The sequence below is a fragment of the Micromonospora sp. NPDC005220 genome, assembly GCF_040607895.1.
GTDB lineage: Bacteria > Actinomycetota > Actinomycetes > Mycobacteriales > Micromonosporaceae > Micromonospora.
Window position 1 is genome coordinate 25,047 of the sequence record NZ_JBEXHP010000036.1, and the last position, 18,898, is coordinate 43,944.

The 18,898-nt window shown below is 71.4% G+C and carries 17 protein-coding genes; 7 read left to right on the forward strand and 10 right to left on the reverse strand.

From position 1 onward, the window contains the following. Positions 1 to 54: 54 nt before the first annotated feature. The 9 genes from ABZU52_RS16085 to ABZU52_RS16125 form a co-directional block, all read right to left on the reverse strand. Positions 55 to 1,308: a DUF6596 domain-containing protein gene (locus ABZU52_RS16085; RefSeq protein ID WP_354971816.1), complete on the reverse strand. Its 1,254-nt coding sequence runs from the start codon at positions 1,306 to 1,308 to the stop codon at positions 55 to 57. Further along, positions 1,305 to 1,661: a YciI family protein gene (locus tag ABZU52_RS16090; RefSeq protein ID WP_354971837.1), complete on the reverse strand. Its 357-nt coding sequence runs from the start codon at positions 1,659 to 1,661 to the stop codon at positions 1,305 to 1,307. Before ABZU52_RS16090 ends, ABZU52_RS16085 begins: the two co-directional genes overlap by 4 nt. Before the next feature lie 147 nt (positions 1,662 to 1,808). Continuing rightward, positions 1,809 to 3,071, reverse strand: a complete 1,263-nt coding sequence (locus ABZU52_RS16095; RefSeq protein ID WP_354971817.1) for a DUF2786 domain-containing protein — start codon at positions 3,069 to 3,071, stop codon at positions 1,809 to 1,811. A 419-nt stretch (positions 3,072 to 3,490) separates the two neighbouring features. Beyond that, positions 3,491 to 4,216, reverse strand: coding sequence for a DUF3800 domain-containing protein (locus tag ABZU52_RS16100; RefSeq protein WP_354971818.1), 726 nt, complete (start codon positions 4,214 to 4,216; stop codon positions 3,491 to 3,493). A 77-nt stretch (positions 4,217 to 4,293) separates the two neighbouring features. After that, positions 4,294 to 5,454 carry a CaiB/BaiF CoA-transferase family protein gene (locus ABZU52_RS16105; protein ID WP_354971819.1) on the reverse strand — a complete coding sequence of 387 codons (1,161 nt, stop codon included), beginning with the start codon at positions 5,452 to 5,454 and terminating at the stop codon, positions 4,294 to 4,296. Further along, the gene (locus ABZU52_RS16110; protein WP_354971820.1) at positions 5,451 to 7,613 is read right to left on the reverse strand and encodes a 3-hydroxyacyl-CoA dehydrogenase NAD-binding domain-containing protein; all 2,163 of its coding nucleotides are present in this window, start codon (positions 7,611 to 7,613) and stop codon (positions 5,451 to 5,453) included. Before ABZU52_RS16110 ends, ABZU52_RS16105 begins: the two co-directional genes overlap by 4 nt. Positions 7,614 to 7,631: 18 nt before the next feature. Further along, entirely contained in the window at positions 7,632 to 8,846 is a 1,215-nt protein-coding gene (locus tag ABZU52_RS16115; RefSeq protein ID WP_354971821.1) for an acetyl-CoA C-acetyltransferase, read from the reverse strand. Beyond that, positions 8,836 to 10,002, reverse strand: coding sequence for an acyl-CoA dehydrogenase family protein (locus tag ABZU52_RS16120; protein WP_354971822.1), 1,167 nt, complete (start codon positions 10,000 to 10,002; stop codon positions 8,836 to 8,838). The genes ABZU52_RS16115 and ABZU52_RS16120 overlap by 11 nt, the downstream gene beginning before the upstream one ends. Before the next feature lie 365 nt (positions 10,003 to 10,367). Next, positions 10,368 to 10,586, reverse strand: a complete 219-nt coding sequence (locus ABZU52_RS16125) for a hypothetical protein (protein ID WP_347404248.1) — start codon at positions 10,584 to 10,586, stop codon at positions 10,368 to 10,370. Between the two features lie 156 nt (positions 10,587 to 10,742). Here ABZU52_RS16125 and ABZU52_RS16130 point away from each other — a divergent pair, with 156 nt between their 5' ends. Both ABZU52_RS16130 and ABZU52_RS16135 read left to right on the forward strand, forming a co-directional pair. Then, positions 10,743 to 11,000 (forward strand): hypothetical protein, encoded by a 258-nt coding sequence (locus ABZU52_RS16130; protein WP_354971823.1) that lies wholly within the window; start codon positions 10,743 to 10,745, stop codon positions 10,998 to 11,000. Between the two features lie 51 nt (positions 11,001 to 11,051). Then, entirely contained in the window at positions 11,052 to 11,681 is a 630-nt protein-coding gene (locus tag ABZU52_RS16135) for a helix-turn-helix domain-containing protein (protein WP_354971824.1), read from the forward strand. On the opposite strand, the gene ABZU52_RS16140 is transcribed toward ABZU52_RS16135, so the two are convergent. Further along, the gene (locus ABZU52_RS16140; protein WP_354971825.1) at positions 11,678 to 12,511 is read right to left on the reverse strand and encodes a zf-HC2 domain-containing protein; all 834 of its coding nucleotides are present in this window, start codon (positions 12,509 to 12,511) and stop codon (positions 11,678 to 11,680) included. The two genes, ABZU52_RS16135 and ABZU52_RS16140, sit on opposite strands and share 4 nt — an antisense overlap. Before the next feature lie 72 nt (positions 12,512 to 12,583). Here ABZU52_RS16140 and ABZU52_RS16145 point away from each other — a divergent pair, with 72 nt between their 5' ends. The 5 genes from ABZU52_RS16145 (at position 12,584) to ABZU52_RS16165 (ending at position 18,878) form a co-directional block, all read left to right on the forward strand. After that, positions 12,584 to 13,624, forward strand: coding sequence for an SAM-dependent methyltransferase (locus tag ABZU52_RS16145; protein ID WP_354971826.1), 1,041 nt, complete (start codon positions 12,584 to 12,586; stop codon positions 13,622 to 13,624). 433 nt (positions 13,625 to 14,057) lie between these two features. Further along, positions 14,058 to 14,147: a K(+)-transporting ATPase subunit F gene (gene kdpF, locus ABZU52_RS16150; protein WP_036390805.1), complete on the forward strand. Its 90-nt coding sequence runs from the start codon at positions 14,058 to 14,060 to the stop codon at positions 14,145 to 14,147. Then, entirely contained in the window at positions 14,147 to 15,802 is a 1,656-nt protein-coding gene (kdpA, locus tag ABZU52_RS16155; RefSeq protein ID WP_354971827.1) for a potassium-transporting ATPase subunit KdpA, read from the forward strand. The genes kdpF and kdpA overlap by 1 nt, the downstream gene beginning before the upstream one ends. Positions 15,803 to 15,822: 20 nt before the next feature. Then, positions 15,823 to 17,997 (forward strand): potassium-transporting ATPase subunit KdpB, encoded by a 2,175-nt coding sequence (gene kdpB / locus ABZU52_RS16160; RefSeq protein ID WP_354971828.1) that lies wholly within the window; start codon positions 15,823 to 15,825, stop codon positions 17,995 to 17,997. Next, positions 17,997 to 18,878, forward strand: coding sequence for a potassium-transporting ATPase subunit C (locus tag ABZU52_RS16165; protein ID WP_354971829.1), 882 nt, complete (start codon positions 17,997 to 17,999; stop codon positions 18,876 to 18,878). Before kdpB ends, ABZU52_RS16165 begins: the two co-directional genes overlap by 1 nt. Positions 18,879 to 18,898: the final 20 nt, after the last annotated feature.

Here is an 18,898-nt window from a genome sequence, read left to right on the forward strand (position 1 = left end):
GCCGTTGCCGGCCGTCGGGTGGCCCGCGCCGCCCGGCGACCGGCGGCGGTGTGCTCACCCCTGCCCGGCCAGCCGGGCGGCCCGGACCTCCAGGTAGCGCTGCTCGGGCCGGCTCGTGGTGCCCCGCGCCGCGGCCAGGTACGCCTCCCGTGCCGCACCAACGTCCCCGGCCAGCTCCAACAGATGAGCCCGGACGGCGGCCAGCCGGTGGTGCCCGGCCGTGCGTTCGTCGGCGTCCAACGGGGTGAGCAGGGCGAGCCCGGCCCGGGGCCCGTCGACCATGGCCACCGCCACCGCCTGGTTCAGGGTGACCATCGGGTTCGGCGCGACCCGGGCCAGCAGTCGGTAGAGCGCGACTATCTGCCGCCAGTCCGTCTCCGCCGCCGTCGACGCCTCGGCGTGCACCGCGGCGATCGCCGCCTGGAGCTGGTACGGGCCGGGCGGCGACCAGGTCAACGCCTCGGTGATCAGCGCGATCCCCTCCGCGATGGCGGCGGCGTCCCACCGGGAGCGGTCCTGCTCGGCCAGCGGCACCAGTTCCCCGTCCGGCCCCACCCGGGCCGCCCGGTGCGCGTCGGTCAGCAGCATCAGCGCCAGCAGCCCGGCCACCTCACCGTCGTCGGGCAGCAGCCCGCGCAGGATGCGAGCCAGCCGGATCGCCTCGCCGGTCAGCTCGGACCGGCGCAGATCCGTCCCACTGGACGCGGTGTAGCCCTCGTTGAAGATCAGGTAGAGCACCCGGAGCACCGTCCCGAGCCGCTCGTCCCGCTCAGCCGGCCCGGGCAGGGTGAACCGGGCCCCGGCGGCCTCGATCCGCTGCTTGGCCCGCCGGATCCGTTGACTCATCGTCGCCTCCGGCACCAGGTGCGCCCGGGCGATCTGCGCGGTGCTGAGACCACCTACCGCGCGCAGGGTGAGCGCCACCTGCGCCGACCCCGGCAGCGCCGGGTGGCAGCAGAGGAACAACAGCGTGAGAGTGTCGTCGGCGGCCGGAACGAAGGGCTCCGCGTCCGCCGCCGGAGCCACCCCGGCGTACGCCGGCTCGCGCCGCGCCACCGCCACCTCGCGGTCCCGGCGCGCGCTCTCGCTACGCCACTCGTCGGTGAGCCGGCGGGTGGCCACGGTGAGCAACCAGGCGCGCGGATTGTCCGGTACGCCCTGCCCGGGCCACTGCGTCGCGGCGGCGAGCAACGCCTCCTGGACCGCGTCCTCACACCTGTCGAACTGTCCGTACCGCCGGACCAGCAGGCCGAGGACCTGCGGCGCGAACGTACGCAGCAGGTCCTCGACCGTCCGGTCCCCGGTCACATCTCCGTCCCGGCCTCGTCCATGATCGGGCGGACCTCCATCGCGCCGCCGTACCGGACGTCCGGCCAGCGGGCGGCGATCTCGGCAGCCCGCTGCGGGCTGTCACAGTCGACGGCCAGGTAACCGGCGAACTGCTCCTTGCTCTCCATGAACGGGCCGTCGAGAACCTCCGGGTTGCCGTCCACCAGCCGGACCGTCAACGTCTGCGACGGGTTGGCCAACGCCTGGCCACCGATCAGCTCGCCGCTCTCGGTCAGCTCCTTCATGATCTCGTCGACCTCACCGAAGAGGGCGGTGCGATCCTGCTCGCTCAGCTCCTCGGTGAAGCCGGGCCGGTTCCAGATCAGCAGCATGTACTTCACGGCGATGCTCCTCAGGCTCTGGTCGCACCCCGATCGGGGCGTGGCTCACCGGAGGGTCGGAGCCGTTCCCCCGATCCCTACCGCGTACCGAAGAAGAACGCAGAAACCTCCGGCGGGGGTGGTCCCACGCCGGACGGTTCAGCGCGGATCGGGTCGACCGGGCACCTGTCGGGGTTTCCGACCGCCGCCGATGTCCAGCGACGCCCGGTCGGCGGCCGAGGTGCCGGACGACCAGCCCTCGGCGTCGCGCACGCTGAGCCGGTGCCGGGTGACGCCGGGGAAGAGCGTGTCCAGCCGCTCCCGGACCGCCTCGCTCCGCGCCGCGAGCACCGGCAACAGCCGCTCCGCACCGGCCGTCTCGGCCGCCGCCTGGTCCGCCGCCTCGGTGGCCGCTTCGGTGGCCGTCCGCAGCCGTTCGCCGATCCGCAGCGCGAACGCGTTGAGGAACGATTCGTCCCAGACCTTCGTCCGCCGCCCCGACCCTGGCCGCCGCTCGGCACGCCCACGCAGCATCGCCGCCGTGGCCTGCACCAGCAGCGACGTGTAGAGCAACTCCACCGCCACCAGATCGGCCGGCCAGCCCAGCACGGTGGCGAAGCCGAGATCATCGGACCAGACCGCCTCACTCCGGTTCGCCGCCGCCACCTCCTGCACCAGCAGCGCCTTCGCGCCCGCGTACGGAGGGTCGGTGCTCAGCCGTACGCCGCCGGGCACGTCGCCGCGCTCCGACCCGGCGGCCAGCAGCGCCTCGTCGATGCTGTGCCGGGCGATCAGCTCCTGGGCCTTCCCGGTCAACGCCTCCGCCTCCGCCGGGAAGGTGGTCGACTCGGCCTTGGCCAGCAGCGCGCGTACCCGATCCAGCATCGGCGACCCGCTGCGGGCCGGGCCGGACGTGCGGGGCAGCGCCGCACCGCTCGCGCCCGGTGGTGGGCGCAGCACCGCGATCGGCGGCAGGCTCTCCACCAGCGCGAGAGTGTCCACAGCCGCGCGGAGCGCGTCGGCCCGGTCCAAGCCCTCCCGGGTCGCCCAGCCGGTCAGCACGCTCCGGTCGTCACCAGCTGTGCTGGCCGCCAACTCGCGTAGCTGGTCGTCCCACCAGGCCGGGACCGGCTCGGCCTGGTCGCGCCGCTGGGCGGCCATCGCGTCACGGACCAACCGTGCCGCGCGGGCGTCGAGTCGTCGACCGGTGATCCGGTGCACGTCGACCGGCTGCCATCCACGCGGCCAGAGCCGGCCCAGGCCACGGACCAGGCGACGCAGCAGCGCGTCGTCCACCGCCGTGGTGCCGTCCGCGGCGCCGGTGCCGACCATCAGTTGGTCCAGCTGCCGTTCGGCCTGCCGTACGTCAGTGCCGCGCACCGCCGCGAGCGCGTTGGCGACGAGTTCGTCCGCGTCCGGCACGGGCACCTCCTTCTCGGGATCTCGCTGTCGCTTTTGTCCGGCTCCGACCGTCACTGCCCCTTCAGGCTCCATGATCATGCCGTTCGTGGCCCGGAAGTCGCGAAACGGGGAGGTCGCCGGCCCATTCGACCTCCCGCCCCGCCTTGCGCAACGCCGCGCCGTCCGCGTTGATCGACTCGGTTTCCCGAAAGTCGCGGTATCCCACTCTCCCGGACACCCCAGTTTCGCCAAACTCGTGTTGATCAGCCCTCGTGCGGCTCCGCGTTGACCAGAAGGGTCGCGTCGCCAAAGGATGGATCCTTGACGCGAAACTCCTGATCAACACCGTGATGGTTTGTGCGTGGCATACAAACCGCTGCTAATCTAGGTGACGCAGGAGGCCCTCTATTCAGGGTTCCCGCAGCCGCCTTAGGGCCCGCTTAGGCGGGCCCTTCGTGCATCTGGCGGGCTGTAGGCGACCAGCACCATGAGTGGTACCGCCGCTGCTCGACCCAGGACCACAACCTTTCGTTCGCCGCCGCCTCGCGTGGATCGTGACCCGTGTCGTTGGCCATCCGGCGATACAGGAAGGTCACTAGATCCACGGCCTGCACCAGCCGCGAGGCGTGCGACGGGGCGAAATGCAATGTGTCCACAATCCGCGTCAACCGTCGTGAGCGGTAGCCCCCGGTGCCGTCGACGCGGTAGCGACTCAGGTCAGAGCGGTGGGTTGCCGGGTTGTCCACCTCGTCGGCGATGACCAGAGCGAGTTCTTCGCGCATTGCGGCATACCCATCAACACGCTCCAGCAGATGCGACAGCACCACCTCGTGGGCAGGTTTCGGGGAGGCATAACGGCGAGCGAGGCCGTGGCGGTCGACCCCGCGCAGAATGATCGTCACGTCGTGCGCGCCGATGGTCTTCATGGCGACGTTGTAGACCGCGACGCGGGCACGGGGCGGCAGGCCACTCCAGTGCGCTCGCCCTTGGAACAGGTCGTACCCGTGCAACTCGGACTCCGCGTCGACGCCGTACGCCTTCGCCGCATTCAAGACGACCTCGTCGAGGGCGGTGCTCAACGGCATGGCCACGTTGTCGGGGACCATTAGTGCGCCGACCCAGTACCACCGGTCGGTGTACGACTCGTCCAGATAGGTGAGCAGCACCCGCAAAGGATAGGGCGTCGCTACACACGGTGGCCGGTTCGACGCGCCCCCGAATGCAGCACCAACCACCTGGCCGGTCAGGCGCGCTGTGACCAGCCGTTCAGGATCTCCTCGACCGGCACGGCGTCGCGCTCCGGGTCCGGTGCCGGTGCCGGGCGGTCGGTCGGGGTGCGGTCGAAGCGGGGCGCGGGGGCCGGCTGGATCTCGCCGTCCACCTCGACGAACGTGCCCCGGGCGGCGTTGTGCGGGTGCCGATGAGCCTCGCCGGGAGCGAGCACCGGCGCGACGCAGGCGTCCAGGTCGGCGAAGACCGCCGTCCACTCGTCCCGGGTGCGCTCGGCGAACCGTTCGGTGAACCGGCGGCGCAGTTCGTCCCAGCCGCTCGGGTCGTACTGGGCGGGTAGGTCCGGGTCGTCGGCGAGGTCGAGGCCGGTGAGGAGTACGGCGTAGAACGCCGGTTCCATCGCGCCGACGGCCATGAATCCACCGTCGGCGGTGGCGTACGTGTCGTAGAACGGTGCCCCGCCGTCGAACATGTTGCCCCCACGCGGCGCGGCCCACAGGCCGGTGCCGATGAGCCCGTGCAGGAACGAGGTGAGCAGCGCCGAGCCGTCCACCATCGCCGCGTCGACCACCTGGCCGAAGCCGGAGCGCTCCCGCTCCAGCAGCGCGGCCAGCACACCGACGGCGAGCAGCATGCCGCCGCCGCCAAAGTCGCCGAGCAGGTTCATCGGCGCGTACGGGCGTTCACCGGCCCGCCCCAGCGGCTCCAACGCCCCGGCCACCGCGATGTAGTCAATGTCGTGCCCGGCTCGGGCTGCCAGCGGACCATCCTGACCCCAGCCGGTCATCCGCGCGTACACCAGTCGGGGGTTGTGGGCCTGGCACACCTCGGGCCCGAAGCCGAGCCGCTCGGCCACCCCGGGCCGGTACGCCTCGACCAGCACGTCCGCGCGCTCGACGAGGCGCAGCAGGTCCGCCAACCCGGCCCGGGACTTCAGGTCCAGTGCGGTGACCCGCCGTCCTCGCTGCAACGGCCCGCTGGTCGGTGCGGCCAGCCGGCCCGCACCCGGGGCGCCCGGCCGGTCCACCCGCACCACGTCCGCGCCGAGGTCGGCGAGCACCATGCAGCCGAACGGCGCCGGGGCGAGGCTGGCCAACTCGACCACCCGCACCCCGGCGAGCGGTCCACCACGCGCCTCGCCCGTCCCACCGGGGGCGGCCCGGGGCGCCGTCACGCGGCGCCTACCGGCTCGGCGCGGCGGTCGGCCGAGGCGGCGAGCCGGTCGACCAGGTCGGCCGGTGGGGTGAACCGGTCGCCGTAGCGCTCGGCCAGCTCGGCGGCGCGGGCCGCGAAGCCGGCCGGGCCGCCCGCGTACTGCCGGACGTAGCGGATCACCCCTCCCGTCCAGGCGGGGAAGCCGATGCCGAAGATCGAGCCGATGTTGGCGTCGGTCTCGGTACGCAGCACCCCCTCGTCGAGGCAGCGCAGGGCGTCCAGCGCCTCGGCGAAGAGCATCCGTTCCTGAAGGTCGGTGAACGGCACCGCCCGGCCCGCCTCGGTGGTCAGGTCGGCGAGGCCGGTCCACAGCCGGCCTCGGGTGCCGTCGTCGTAGGAGTAGAAGCCGCGTCCGGCGGCGCGCCCCGGCCGGTCGTACGCGTCGACCAGCTCGTCGACGAGCCGGTGCGCCGGCAGCGGCAGGTACTCCTCGCTGGCCGCCTCGAACTGGCGGCGGATCCGCTGGATCAGCGTGAGACTGACCTCGTCGGCCAGCGCCAGCGGCCCGGTCGGGTAGCCGGCCTGAAGGGCGGCCTGCTCCACCGACGCGGCGGGGACACCCTCGGCGACCATGCCGACCGCCTCGTCGATGAACTGGCCGATCACCCGGCTGGTGAAGAAGCCCCGGCCGTCGTTGACCACGATCGGGGTCTTGCCGATCCGCCGGCCCAGGTCGAACGCCCGAGCAAGCGCCACGTCCCCGGTCCGCTCGCCCACCACGATCTCCAGCAGCGGCATCCGGTCCACCGGGGAGAAGAAGTGCATGCCGATGAAGTCCGCCGGCCGGTCCACGCCCTCGGCCAGCCCGGTGATCGGCAGGGTCGAGGTGTTGGAGGCGATCAGCGCGTCCGGTGCCAGCACCGGCAGCACCTCGGCGAACACGGCCTTCTTCAGGGCCGGGTCCTCGAAGACCGCCTCGATGACCGCGTCGCAACCGGCGAGGGCGTCCACCTGGTCGGTGGTGGTGATCCGGTCCAGCACCGCGCGGGCGTCGGCCTCCGTGGCGCGGCCCTTGCGGACCTTGCGGGCCAGCAACCGCTCGGCGTGCTCCCGGGCCCGGCCGGCGGCCTCCGCCGTGACGTCCCTGACCACCACGTCCAGCCCGGCGTTGGCACAGGCGTACGCGATGCCCGCCCCCATCATGCCGGCCCCGAGCACCGCCACCCGGCGTACCGGCGGAACGTCGACGGACGGTCGGGCCGCGCCCCCGTTGACGGCCTTCAGGTCGAAGAAGAACGCGCCGATCATGTTCTTGGCGACCTGCCCGGTGAGCAGGCCGATCAGGTGCCGGGTCTCCACGGTCAGGGCGGTCTCCAGGTCGACCTGCGCACCCTCGACGGCGGCGGCCAGGATCGCCTCGGGTGCGGGCAGCCGAGCACCCTTGAGCTGCTTGCGCAGCGTCGCTGGGAACGCGGGCAGCTGCGCGGCGAGGGAACGGCTGGCCGGGGTGCCGCCGGGCATCCGGTAGTCCGGCCGGTCCCACGGCTGCTTCGCCTGCGGGTTGGCGGCGATCCACGCGCGGGCCCGGTCCAGCAGCTCCGCCTCGGTGGCGACCACCTCGTCGACCAGGCCGGCGGACAGGGCGTCGGCCGGGCGCATCCGCCGGCCGGTGAGCAGCACGGTGGTCAGCGCGCCGGCCAGGCCGAGCATCCGTACGGTCCGGGTGACGCCGCCGGCCCCGGGCAGCAGGCCCAGGGTCACCTCGGGCAGCCCGAGCCGGCTGCCGGGCGCGTCCAACGCGATCCGGTGGTGGCAGGCGAGCGCGATCTCCAGGCCACCGCCGAGCGCCGAGCCGTTGACCGCGGCGACCACCGGGCGACTCAGCGTCTCCAGTCGGCGCAGGTCCCGCTTGATGGTGCCGAGCAGGTCGGCGAGCGCCGGCGCGTCCTCGCGGGTGGCCCGAATCATCTCGGGCAGGTCACCGCCGGCGAAGAACGTCGACTTCGCGCTGGTCACGATGACCCCGGCGAGATCGGGCTCGGCCTCCAACCGGTCCAGCACCGCGCTCATCGACGCGGCGTACGCCCGGTTCATGGTGTTGGCGGACTGGGTGGGGTCGTCCAGGGTGAGCGTGACGATGCCGTCGGCGCCGCGGTCGTACCGGATGGTGGTGGTCATTTGTCTTTTTCCCCCGGGTCAGCAGCGTTCGAGAACGGTGGCGACGCCCATGCCGCCGCCGATGCAGAGGGTCACCACGGCGCGGCGCAGGTCGCGGCGCTCCAACTCGTCCAACGCCGTACCGAGCAGCATCGCTCCGGTCGCGCCGAGCGGGTGGCCGAGGGCGATCGCGCCGCCGTTGACATTCACCCGGTCCGGGTCGAGGCCCAGGTCACGGACGTACTTGAGCACCACGGCCGCGAACGCCTCGTTGATCTCGAACAGGTCGATGTCGTCGACTGTCAGGCCGGCGACGGCGAGCGCCTTCTGGGTGGCCGGGATCGGGCCGGTCAACATCAGCGTCGGGTCGGCGCCGCTGACCGCCGCGCCGACGATCCGGGCGCGCGGGGTGAGGCCGAGGTCCTGCCCGACCTGCTCCGAACCGATCAGCACCAGCGCGGCGCCGTCCACGATGCCGGACGAGTTGCCGGCGTGGTGGACGTGTTCGATCGCCTCCAACCAGTGGAACTTCTGCAACGCGACAGCGTCGAAGCCGGCCGCCGCACCCATCACGGCGAAGGACGGGGTGAGCTTGGCCAGCGCCTCCCGGGTGGTGTCCGGCCGTAGGTGCTCGTCCACCGTGAGGATGTCCAGCCCGTTGCCGTCGCGGACCGGCACCACCGAGCGGGCAAAGTACCCGCCGGCCCAGGCCTTGGCGGCCCGCTCCTGCGACCGCAGCGCGTAGCCGTCCACATCGTCGCGGGTGAAGCCCTCCAGGGTGGCGATCAGATCGGCGCTGACACCCTGCGGCACGAACGACGTGGCCAGCGCGGTCTGCGGATCGGTGGCCCAGGCCGCGCCGTCGGAGCCCATCGGCACCCGGGACATCGACTCGACCCCGCCGGCGAGCAGCAGGTGCTCCCACCCGGAGCGGATCCGCGCGGCGGCGGAGTTGACCGCCTCCAGCCCGGAGGCGCAGAACCGGTTGAGCTGCACCCCGCCCACCTGGTCGGGCAGCCCGGCCAGCAGCGCGGCGGCCCGCGCCAGGTCGCCACCCTGCTCGCCGACCGGGGTCACGATGCCGAGCAGCAGATCCTCCAGCCGGCCGACGTCCAGGCCGGGGTTGCGCTCGCGCAACGCGTCGATCAGGCCGACCACCAGCGAGATCGGCTTGACCCCGTGCAGAGCCCCGGTGTCCCGGCCGCGTCCGCGCGGGGTGCGGACCGCGTCATAGACGTACGCCTCAGAGGGCACGGGCGATCAACTCCTTCATGATCTCGTTGGTGCCGCCGTAGATCTTCTGGACGCGGGCGTCGACGTACATCCGGGCGATCGGGTACTCCGTGGTGTAGCCGTAGCCACCGAAGAGCTGGAGGCACCTGTCGACCACCTCGCACTGCCCGTCGGTGAGCCAGGACTTCGCCATCGCCGCGGTGGCCACGTCCAGGTCGCCACGCGCGTGTCGGACGATGCAGTCGTCCAGGAAGACCCGACTGACCCGGGCGCGGGTGGCGCACTCGGCGAGCACCATCCGGGTGTTCTGGTGGCCCATCAGGGTCTTGCCGAAGGCGGTGCGCTCCTTGGCGTACGCCACGGTCAGCGCGACCGCCCGTTCCATGGCCGCCACCGCGCCGACGCCGATGACCAGCCGTTCCTGCGGCAGTTGCTGCATCAGCTGGATGAAGCCCAGCCCCTCGGCGTCGCCGAGCAGGTTGGCCGCCGGCACCCGGAGTTCGTCGAAGAACAGCTCGGCGGTGTCGTTGGCATGCAACCCGATCTTGGAGAGTAGTCGACCTCGGCGGAAGCCCTCCGGGTCGCCGCCCACCTCGCAGACCAGCAGTGAGACACCGGCTGCCCGCTGCTCGGGGTCGGTCTTCACCGCCACGATGATCAGGTCGGCGAGGCCGCCGTTGGTGATGAACGTCTTCGCGCCGGTGACCAGGTAGTCGTCCCCGTCGCGGACCGCCCGGGTGCGCATCGCCTGGAGGTCGGAGCCGCCGTCCGGCTCGGTCATCGCGATGGCGCCGACCAGCTCACCGCTGCACAGGCCGGGCAGCCAGCGTCGCTTCTGCTCCTCGCTGCCGTACGCCACCAGGTAACCGGTGACGATGCCACTGTGGACGGCCAGCCCGAGGCTGCTCTCCCCGGTGTGCGCCTGCTCGTGCAGCAGCACCGCCTCGTGGGTGAACCCTCCGCCTCCGCCGCCGTACTCCTCCGGGACCGACAGGCCCAGCAACCCCAGCTCACCCGCGCGCCGGTAGTGCTCGCGGTCCGGATGGCCCTGTGCCAGCAGTCGCTCGGCGTGCGGCAGCACCTCCTTGGTGAAGAAGGTACGGGCCAGCTCGGCCAGGTCGTCATGCTCCGGCTCGCGCCAGGGTGATGGGGAGCCGTCGGGCGGGGGAGTCGGCATGTGCACCACCCTCGCGCGCTGTTGGCGGCATGTCAATAAGTCGTGATCACCCGCCGAACCCCGCTCGCCGAGGTCCCCGCGCCGCGCGCCTGGTCGCAGTTGGCCACGCCAGCCCTGAAATCACGCGGCCCCCAAGCCCGGGCCGTCGCGCCGCGCCTGCGCTCCCGAGATCTTGGACAGTTTCCGTTAGCTCGTAACGGAAACTGTCCAAGATCTCCGCGGCCGACTGATGCTCCGAAGATCAAGTGATGAGAAGTAGCTCAGAACGGTCTCTCAGAGCTACTTCTCATCACTTGATCGAGGCGTTGTGCGTGTGGCCCGGCCGGGTTCGATGATCAGTTGACGGTCGGTGCGCTGAGGGTCGGCTACTCGGCCTCGTCGCCATCGGTGGGACGCGGCGGGCGGTGCTCGGCGATCCACGCCTCCACGTCAGCGCGCAACCAGACCTTCATGCCGCGTAGTTCCTGGTATGGCTTCGGAAAGCTCGGCCGCATGGCGATCTGCTGGAAGCGGCTCCGGGAGACGTTGAGGCGCTGGCCGATTTCATACGGCCCCATCAACTCGCCCGGCCCCTTGTCTGCCACACCTGGAACCTAGGCACGTTCAGCAATCACCGATCAGGGGTCCCCGATTGGGGGTCCCCGAAAGGTTGACACTCCGCTGGACGTAGCCGAGGGTGGTCATTGAATGCCGCTGCGTGTCGGTCGGTGGCGAGGCGTAGTCGAAGAGGGGTGAGCTCGGTGGATCAGGCGGCGGAGTTGGCGTGGTTGCGGGAGCGGGTCGGGGGATTGGAGACGGCGCTGCACTGTGCGCGGAGGGAGCTGTTCGATCTTCGTTGCCGGCTGACGTTGATCGGCCGGGTGGTGCAGGACGTCGACCGGGTACAGCGGGCGCCCGGGGTCGCCCTCGGCGCGATCAACGCGGCGCTCTACTCCGAGGCGTCCAATCTGCGCCACCTGGCACGACACGTGGTTCGGCGTCGGCGGGGCCCGCGGTGATCAAGGCGAGGAACGGTGGCTGGCCGGTGGGCTGCCGATAGGGTCGGGCAGATGAGTGTCGAGACCGCTCCGCGCCGCCGCCGGTTGGAGCCGGACGCCCGGCGTGGGCAGATCCTGGCCTGCGCGGTCCGGCTGTTCGGCGAGCGCCCGTACGCGGACGTGTCGACCACCGACATCGCCCGCGAGGCGGGTGTCGCCCGGGGGCTGGTCAACCACTACTTCGGGGCGAAGAAGGACCTCTACCTGGAGGTCGTCCGGGTCATGGTGACCATCCCGGAGGTTGCCCTGGAACGGCTGCCCAAGGGTGATCTGCGAACGCGGGTTGACGCCAGCGTCACCTGGTTCCTCGACGTGGTGTCTCGGCACAGCACCTCGTGGCTGGCGGCGGTCACCGCCCGGGGGATGGGCGGCGACGCCGACGTGGAGCGGGTGCTCGCCGAGGCCGAGGAGGTCGCCGCGGACCGGATGCTGGTCGCCGTCGGGCTGGCCGACGAGGCGCGGCACCGCGAGGAGTTGCGCGGGATGGTGCGCGCGTACGGGGGGTTGGCCACGTCGACCGCCCGCGAATGGCTCCAGCGCGGCGCGCTGACTCGCGCCCAGGTGCACCTGCTGCTCACCTCGACACTGTTGACCATCGTCGAACAGGTCATCCCGCAGGTCATCGCCGACGGCGGCCGCTAGGCGGCGCGGCGTTCGTCGGCCTGGCCGGTACGCGCCGCCGGGGCGGCGTACCGGTCGGCGGCCTGCGCCGGATACGACTCGGGGCGTACGACCCGCAGCGGCCGGTCCACCTCGTCGGCCCCGAACCGCCAACGGGACGGGGTCGGCTGCCGCTGTGGTGCGGGCCCACCGGGGCGCAGACCGGGCCGGGACAGCAGCACCGTGATCAGGTAGCCAACCACCAGGAAGCCGTGGCTGATCAGCCGTTCCCCGCCCACCGACCCGGTGGCCAGGTCGTTGACCGACAGCAACAGCAACGTGCCGACGAACGCGCTGAGCATCGGCAGCAGCCCGGCGGGTGGGCTGCGGCGCAGCGCCACGAACAGGAAGCCCGCGCCGACCGCCACGTTCCACGCCGCCGACTCGTGCCACAGGTGTTGGCCGGTGGGGTGCAGGTGGTCGGCGGCCGCGCCCCGGCCCACCTGGGCCAGGCCGAGCACCAGTTGCACCGCGCCGAGCAGTCCGAGCGCCGACCGCAGGCCGGCGACCAGCGGGCCACGTCCGAGCACCGACCGCAGGCCGGCGACCAGCGGGCCCCGTTCGGGCCGGCGCCGCCACCACGCCGGGCGGGCCGGGGCCGCGCTGGCGGCGGCCAGGATCGCCGCCGACCGGTCGGGAACATCAACCACCAATCGGGTACGAACCCGACGGGTCACCGCCGCCGCCGCCGTGAACCAGGCCCGGCACTCGGCACACCCGTCGAGGTGCCCCTGCACCGCCGTCAGTTCGGCGGCGGTCTCCTCCCCGTCCAGCTGCGCGGACAGGACCTCCCGCCACTGCTCACACCCCATGTATCGGTAGTCGCTCCGGCAGCCGCTCCGGTTCCCGGCAACCGTGACTGGTTGTGGAATACTCGCCGGATCATGACGCGTTACGGCCTGCTGATCCTGCCCGCCACCAACCGGGTGTACGCCCGCTCCGCCGTCGACCTCACCCGGGCCGAGCTGGAGATCTTCGGCCGCTCGGCGCTGGACGGCCGGATCGGCGAGCTGGACACCGAGGTCGTCGGAGGGGCGTCCTACGTCACCTTCAGTGGCGACGGGCTGACCGAGCGGGACCTGGCCGTCCTGGGCAACCTCTCCGCCGGGTACGCGCTCTTCGAGATCGTGGGTGAGCTGCTGCGGCCGATCGAGTGGAGCCGACTGGACCGCTACGACGACGACCTGCTCACCATCCAGAAGTACCCGGGCAAGACCAATGAGCAGTTCACCAAGCTGCTGCTCAACGTCACCCTGCTCGCCTCCGACTGGGCCACCGAGATGACCAGCCGCCGGTTCCGGGTGCTCGACCCGCTCTGCGGTCGCGGCACCACTCTCAACCAGGCGCTGATGTACGGCTTCGACGCCGCTGGAATCGAGCGCGACCAGAAGGACGTCGAGGCGTACCGGGCGTTCATCACCACCTGGCTGAAGCAGAAGCGGGTCAAGCACCGGGTGCTGGAGTCGGGGCCGGTGCGCCGGGAGCGCAAGGTGGTCGGCCGGCGGGTGCGGATCGAGCTGGCACCGACCCGCGAGGAGCACAAGGCCGGCCAGACCCAGTTGCTGGACGTGGTCAACGCGGACACCGCCCGCTCGGCGGAGTTCTTCCGCCCGGAGACGGTGGACCTGGTCGTCGCGGATGCCCCGTACGGCGTGCAGCACGGTAGTCGTACCGCCGGGCAGGGGTTGACCCGCGACCCGCTGGCGCTGCTCGCGGACGCCGCGCCGGTCTGGGCGCGGTTGTTGCGCCCCGGCGGTGCGCTCGGGATCTCCTGGAACACCCATGTCGCCAGCCGGGACGACGCGGCGGCGGCGTTGACCGACGCCGGCCTGACCGTGGTCGACACCGAGCCCTACCGCGCGCTGCGGCACCGCGTCGACCAGTCGATCATGCGGGACGTGCTGGTGGCCCGCCGCCCGGCCTGAACGGGCACCGCACCTCCACCCCTTCGCCGCGCCATGCGCCACCCCGTTCGGGCCGCGCATGGTTTCTTAGGTCCTTTGCTCTGCACCCCCCGAGGCGACGCTCACGGTCGGTAGCCGGTGCCCCCGCGGGTGCAGAGCAAAGGGCGGACAACTGGTCTTGACCTCGCGGACCACCACGCGGCTGTGCCGCATTTCACCTGTTCATCGGGCGGGTGTGAAAACCACGTCAAGAAAAGGTTCGCCGCCGTCACGGTCGCGTTATGACCCCTGCCATTCGGCACGCACTAGGGCTTTGCTTGCCCCGCGCGACCGGAAGGCGGTCGCGACGAACCTTTCCGGTAAGAGGAGTCAGCGTGTCTGACGTGGTGTTCGTGATCCTGACGGTGGCGCTGTTCGCAGTGCTCGCCCTGGTGGTCCGGGCGGTGGAGAAGCTGTGAACGCGGTCAACGCCGTCGGTCTGGTGCTCGCGATCGTCCTGGGCGCGTTCCTGGTGTTCGCCCTGTTGTTCCCGGAGCGCTTCTGATGACCACGACAACAGCGGGCGTCATCTTCGTGCTGACGCTGGTGGCGGCCCTCGTCGCCGTCTACAAGCCGTTCGGCGACTACATGTTCCGGGCAGTCTCCGGGACGAAGCAGTCGCGCGTCGAGCGGGGGATCTACCGCCTGGTCGGGGTCAACCCGGCCGCCGAGCAGACCTGGGGCGTGTACGCCCGCAGCGTGCTCGCGTTCTCCGCGGTCTCGATCCTGTTTTTGTACCTGTTCCAGCGGGTGCAGAACCACCTTTGGCTGTCGCTGGGCTTCGACCCGGTGATGCCGCACGGCGCGTGGAACACCGCCGTGTCGTTCGTGACCAACACCAACTGGCAGTCGTACTCGGGTGAGTCGACGATGGGCCACCTGGTGCAGATGGCCGGCCTGGCCGTGCAGAACTTCGTCTCGGCGGCGGTCGGCATCGCGGTGGCGGTCGCGTTGGTACGCGGCTTCGCCCGCAGCCGCACCGGGCAGCTCGGCAACTTCTGGGTCGACCTGACCCGGATCGTGGTGCGCATCCTGGTGCCGATCGCGGTCCTCGGGGCCATCGCGCTGATGATCGGCGGGGTGGTGCAGAACCTGTCCGGCGGCACCGACGTGAGCACCCTGACCGGCGGCACCCAGACCATTACCGGCGGCCCGGTCGCGAGCCAGGAAGTGATCAAGGAGCTGGGCACCAACGGTGGCGGCTTCTACAACGTCAACAGCGCCCACCCGTTCGAGAACCCCACGACCTGGACGAACTGGTTGCAGATCTTCCTGCTCCTGCTGATCCCGTTCAGCCTGCCCCGGGTGTTCGGCCGGATGGTCGGGCAGAACCGGCAGGGCTACGCCATCGCCGCGGTGATGGGCATCCTCGCGTTCCTCAGCGTCGCCATCACCAACATCTTCGAGCTGGCCGGCCACGGCACGGTCCCGCAGGCGGTCGGTGCGGCGATGGAGGGCAAGGAGGTGCGGTTCGACGTGTCGAACTCGGCCACCTTCGCCGCCGCCACCACGCTCACCTCCACCGGTGCGGTGAACTCGTTTCACGACTCGTTCACCTCGCTCGGCGGCATGATGACGATGGTCAACATGATGCTCGGCGAGGTCGCGCCCGGTGGTGTCGGTTCGGGCCTCTACGGCCTGCTCATCCTCGCGGTGATCACGGTGTTCATCGCCGGCCTGATGGTCGGCCGCACCCCGGAGTACCTGGGCAAGAAGATCGGGTCGCGGGAGATCAAGTTCGCCTCGCTGTACTTCCTGATCACGCCGATCCTGGTGCTCGTCGGCACGGCGGCGGCGTTCGCCACCGGCAACAACTCCACCGCGCTCAACGTCGGCCCGCACCGCCTCTCCGAGGTGCTGTACGCGTTCACCTCGGCCAGCAACAACAACGGCTCCGCCTTCGGCGGCATCACGGTCAACACCACCTGGTGGGACACCGCGCTCGGGTTGTGCATGCTGCTGGGCCGGTTCCTGCCGCTCATCTTCGTGCTCGCGTTGGCCGGCTCGCTGGCCCGCCAGGCACCCACCCCCGCGTCCGAGGGCACCCTGCCGACCCACCGACCGCTGTTCATCGGCATGGTCGTCGGCGTCACTGTGGTCCTCGTCGCGCTGACCTTCCTGCCCGCGCTCGCGCTCGGCCCGCTGGCAGAGGGGCTCTGACCATCATGAGGAACGAGGACATGTCCGTGACATCCGGGCAACTCGCCGCCGGCGGCAACCGGATCGGCGGGGGCCTGCTCGACCCCCAGCAGCTCATCCGGTCCCTGCCGGACGCCGTACGCAAGCTCAACCCGGCCACCCTGTGGCGCAACCCGGTGATGCTGATCGTGGAGGTCGGCGCGGCCTTCACCACAGTCCTGGCGGTGACCGACCCGTCGGTGTTCGCCTGGGCGATCACCATCTGGCTCTGGCTGACAGTGGTCTTCGCCAACCTGGCCGAGGCGGTCGCTGAGGGTCGGGGCAAGGCCCAGGCCGCGACCCTGCGGCAGGCGAAGAAGGACACCATCGCCACCCGGTTGATCGACTGGAAGCCGGGCGCGCGAGCCAACACCTACCGCGACGAGGCGGTGCCCGCGCCGGACCTGCGTCAGGGCGACATCGTGCTGGTCGGGGCGGGCGGCATCATCCCCGGCGACGGCGACATCGTGGAGGGTATCGCCAGCGTCGACGAGTCGGCCATCACCGGCGAGTCGGCCCCGGTCATCCGGGAGTCCGGCGGCGACCGCAGCGCGGTCACCGGTGGCACCAAGGTGCTCTCCGACCAGATCATCGTGAAGATCACCCAGAAGCCGGGGGAGAGCTTCATCGACCGCATGATCGCCCTGGTCGAGGGCGCCAACCGGCAGAAGACGCCGAACGAGATCGCGCTGAACATCCTGCTCGCCGCGCTCACGATCATCTTCCTGCTGGCCGTGGTCACCCTCCAGCCCCTAGCCATCTTCTCCAAGGCGTACCAGGCCGCCGCGCCGGACAGCGGCGCGATCACCGGCTCCGGTGTGACAGGCGTCGTGCTGGTCTCGCTGCTGGTCTGCCTCATCCCCACCACCATCGGCGCGCTGCTCTCCGCCATCGGCATCGCCGGCATGGACCGCCTCGTCCAGCGCAACGTCCTGGCCATGAGCGGCCGGGCCGTCGAGGCGGCCGGCGACGTCAACACCCTGCTGCTGGACAAGACCGGCACCATCACGCTGGGCAACCGGCAGGCCGCCGAGTTCGTCCCGGTCGAGGGGGTCGACGCCGCGACAGTGGCCGACGCCGCGCAACTGTCCAGCCTGGCCGACGAGACCCCGGAGGGGCGCTCAGTCGTCGTCCTGGCGAAGAACGAGTTCGGGCTGCGCGAGCGCGAGCCCGGCGTGATGCCGCACGCCACGTTCGTGCCGTTCACCGCGCAGACCCGGATGAGCGGCGTCGACCTCACCCCGGACGCCAGCGTGGACGGCGGCGCGGTGGGCACGGCCCGCCGGGTCCGCAAGGGCGCCGCCGCTGCCGTCATGAAGTGGGTACGGGAGAACGGCGGCCACCCGACCGAGCAGGTCGGCGAGATCGTGGACGCGATCAGCGGCACCGGCGGCACCCCGCTCGTCGTCGCCGAGCACGTCGACGGCGAGCCGGCCCGCGCACTGGGCGTCATCCACCTCAAGGACGTCGTCAAGTCCGGCATGCGGGAGCGGTTCGACGAGATGCGCCGGATGGGCATCCGCACCGTGATGATCACCGGCGACAACCCGCGTACCGCGAAGGCCATCGCCGACGAGGCCGGCGTTGACGATTTCCTGGCCGAGGCGACGCCGGAGGACAAGCTCGCGCTGATCAAGCGGGAGCAGGAGGGTGGCCGGCTGGTCGCGATGACCGGTGACGGCACCAACGACGCGCCGGCGCTGGCCCAGGCCGACGTCGGGGTGGCCATGAACACCGGCACGTCGGCCGCGAAGGAGGCCGGCAACATGGTCGACCTCGACTCCGACCCGACCAAGCTGATCGAGATCGTGGAGATCGGCAAGCAGTTGCTGATCACCCGTGGGGCGCTGACCACGTTCAGCATCTCCAACGACATCGCGAAGTACTTCGCGATCATCCCGGCCATGTTCGCCGGCCTCTACCCGAGCCTGGACGCCCTGAACATCATGCGGCTGACCAGCCCGGAGTCGGCGATCCTGTCCGCCGTCATCTTCAACGCCCTGGTGATCATCGCGCTGATCCCGCTCGCCCTGCGCGGCGTGCGGTACCGGCCGGCCGCCGCGTCGAAGCTGCTCAGCCGCAACCTGCTGGTGTACGGGCTGGGCGGCATCATCGTGCCGTTCATCGGGATCAAGCTCATCGACCTGCTCATCCAGTTCATCCCGGGGATTTCGTGATGCGTCTACCCACCTGGCTCGCCCAACACCTCGCCGCCCTGCGCGCTCTGCTGGTCTTCACGGTGCTGCTCGGCCTGGTCTACCCGCTGGCCCTGGTCGCGGTTGGTCAGCTACCCGGCCTGCATCACAAGGCCGACGGCTCGCTGATCACCGTGGGCGGAACGACTGTCGGCAGCTCGCTGATCGGCCAGTCCTTCACCGACGCGGACGGCAACCCGGTCGCCCGCTACTTCCAGTCCCGACCCTCCGCCGCCGGCGACGGCTACGACCCGACCTCCACCTCGGCCAGCAACCTCGGCCCGGAGAGCGTCGTCGACACCATCGCCACCGACCCGGAGGAGTCCAGCGAGAGCCTGCTCACCCAGGTGTGCGCGCGCAGCAAGGCCGTCGGGGAGCTGAACGGCGTCGACGGCAGCCGGCCCTACTGCACCGCCGACGGGGTGGGGGCCGTGCTCGCGGTCTTCCGCGCCGACGGTCTGACCGGCCCGGTCACCCGGGTGGTAAGCGTCAACCAGGCCGCCCCGGCCACGCCGTTCGTCACCTCGTACCAGGGGGTGCCGGTGGAGCTGGCCAAGCCCGGCGAGGACTACGTCGCGGCCGGTGGGGTCGTCACCCCGATCCGGGGCGACGCGCCCGCCGACCCGGCCGTGCCCGCCGACGCGGTCACCGCCAGCGCCAGCGGCCTCGACCCGCAGATCAGCCTGGCGTACGCCGAGGTGCAGGTGAACCGGGTCGCGCGCGAGCGCGGCGCGGACCCGGCGGCGGTCCGCAAGCTGGTCCAGGAGCACACCGACGGGCGTGGGCTCGGCTTCATGGGTGCGCCCGGCGTCAACGTGCTGCAACTCAACCTCGCCCTCGACAAGCAGTTCGCCGCGCGCTGAGCACCTCGCGGGCGGGGCCG

Excerpts from the sequence above, each read along its gene's own strand:
- ABZU52_RS16120 (WP_354971822.1), bottom strand. The coding sequence starts at position 10,002 with ATGCCGACTCCCCCGCCCGACGGCTCCCCATCACCCTGGCGCGAGCCG.
- ABZU52_RS16090 (WP_354971837.1), bottom strand. The coding sequence starts at position 1,661 with ATGCTGCTGATCTGGAACCGGCCCGGCTTCACCGAGGAGCTGAGCGAG.
- ABZU52_RS16140 (WP_354971825.1), bottom strand. The coding sequence starts at position 12,511 with ATGGGGTGTGAGCAGTGGCGGGAGGTCCTGTCCGCGCAGCTGGACGGG.
- ABZU52_RS16165 (WP_354971829.1), top strand. The coding sequence starts at position 17,997 with ATGCGTCTACCCACCTGGCTCGCCCAACACCTCGCCGCCCTGCGCGCT.
- kdpA (WP_354971827.1), top strand. The coding sequence starts at position 14,147 with ATGACCACGACAACAGCGGGCGTCATCTTCGTGCTGACGCTGGTGGCG.
- ABZU52_RS16135 (WP_354971824.1), top strand. The coding sequence starts at position 11,052 with ATGAGTGTCGAGACCGCTCCGCGCCGCCGCCGGTTGGAGCCGGACGCC.
- ABZU52_RS16110 (WP_354971820.1), bottom strand. The coding sequence starts at position 7,613 with ATGACCACCACCATCCGGTACGACCGCGGCGCCGACGGCATCGTCACG.
- ABZU52_RS16145 (WP_354971826.1), top strand. The coding sequence starts at position 12,584 with ATGACGCGTTACGGCCTGCTGATCCTGCCCGCCACCAACCGGGTGTAC.
- kdpB (WP_354971828.1), top strand. The coding sequence starts at position 15,823 with ATGTCCGTGACATCCGGGCAACTCGCCGCCGGCGGCAACCGGATCGGC.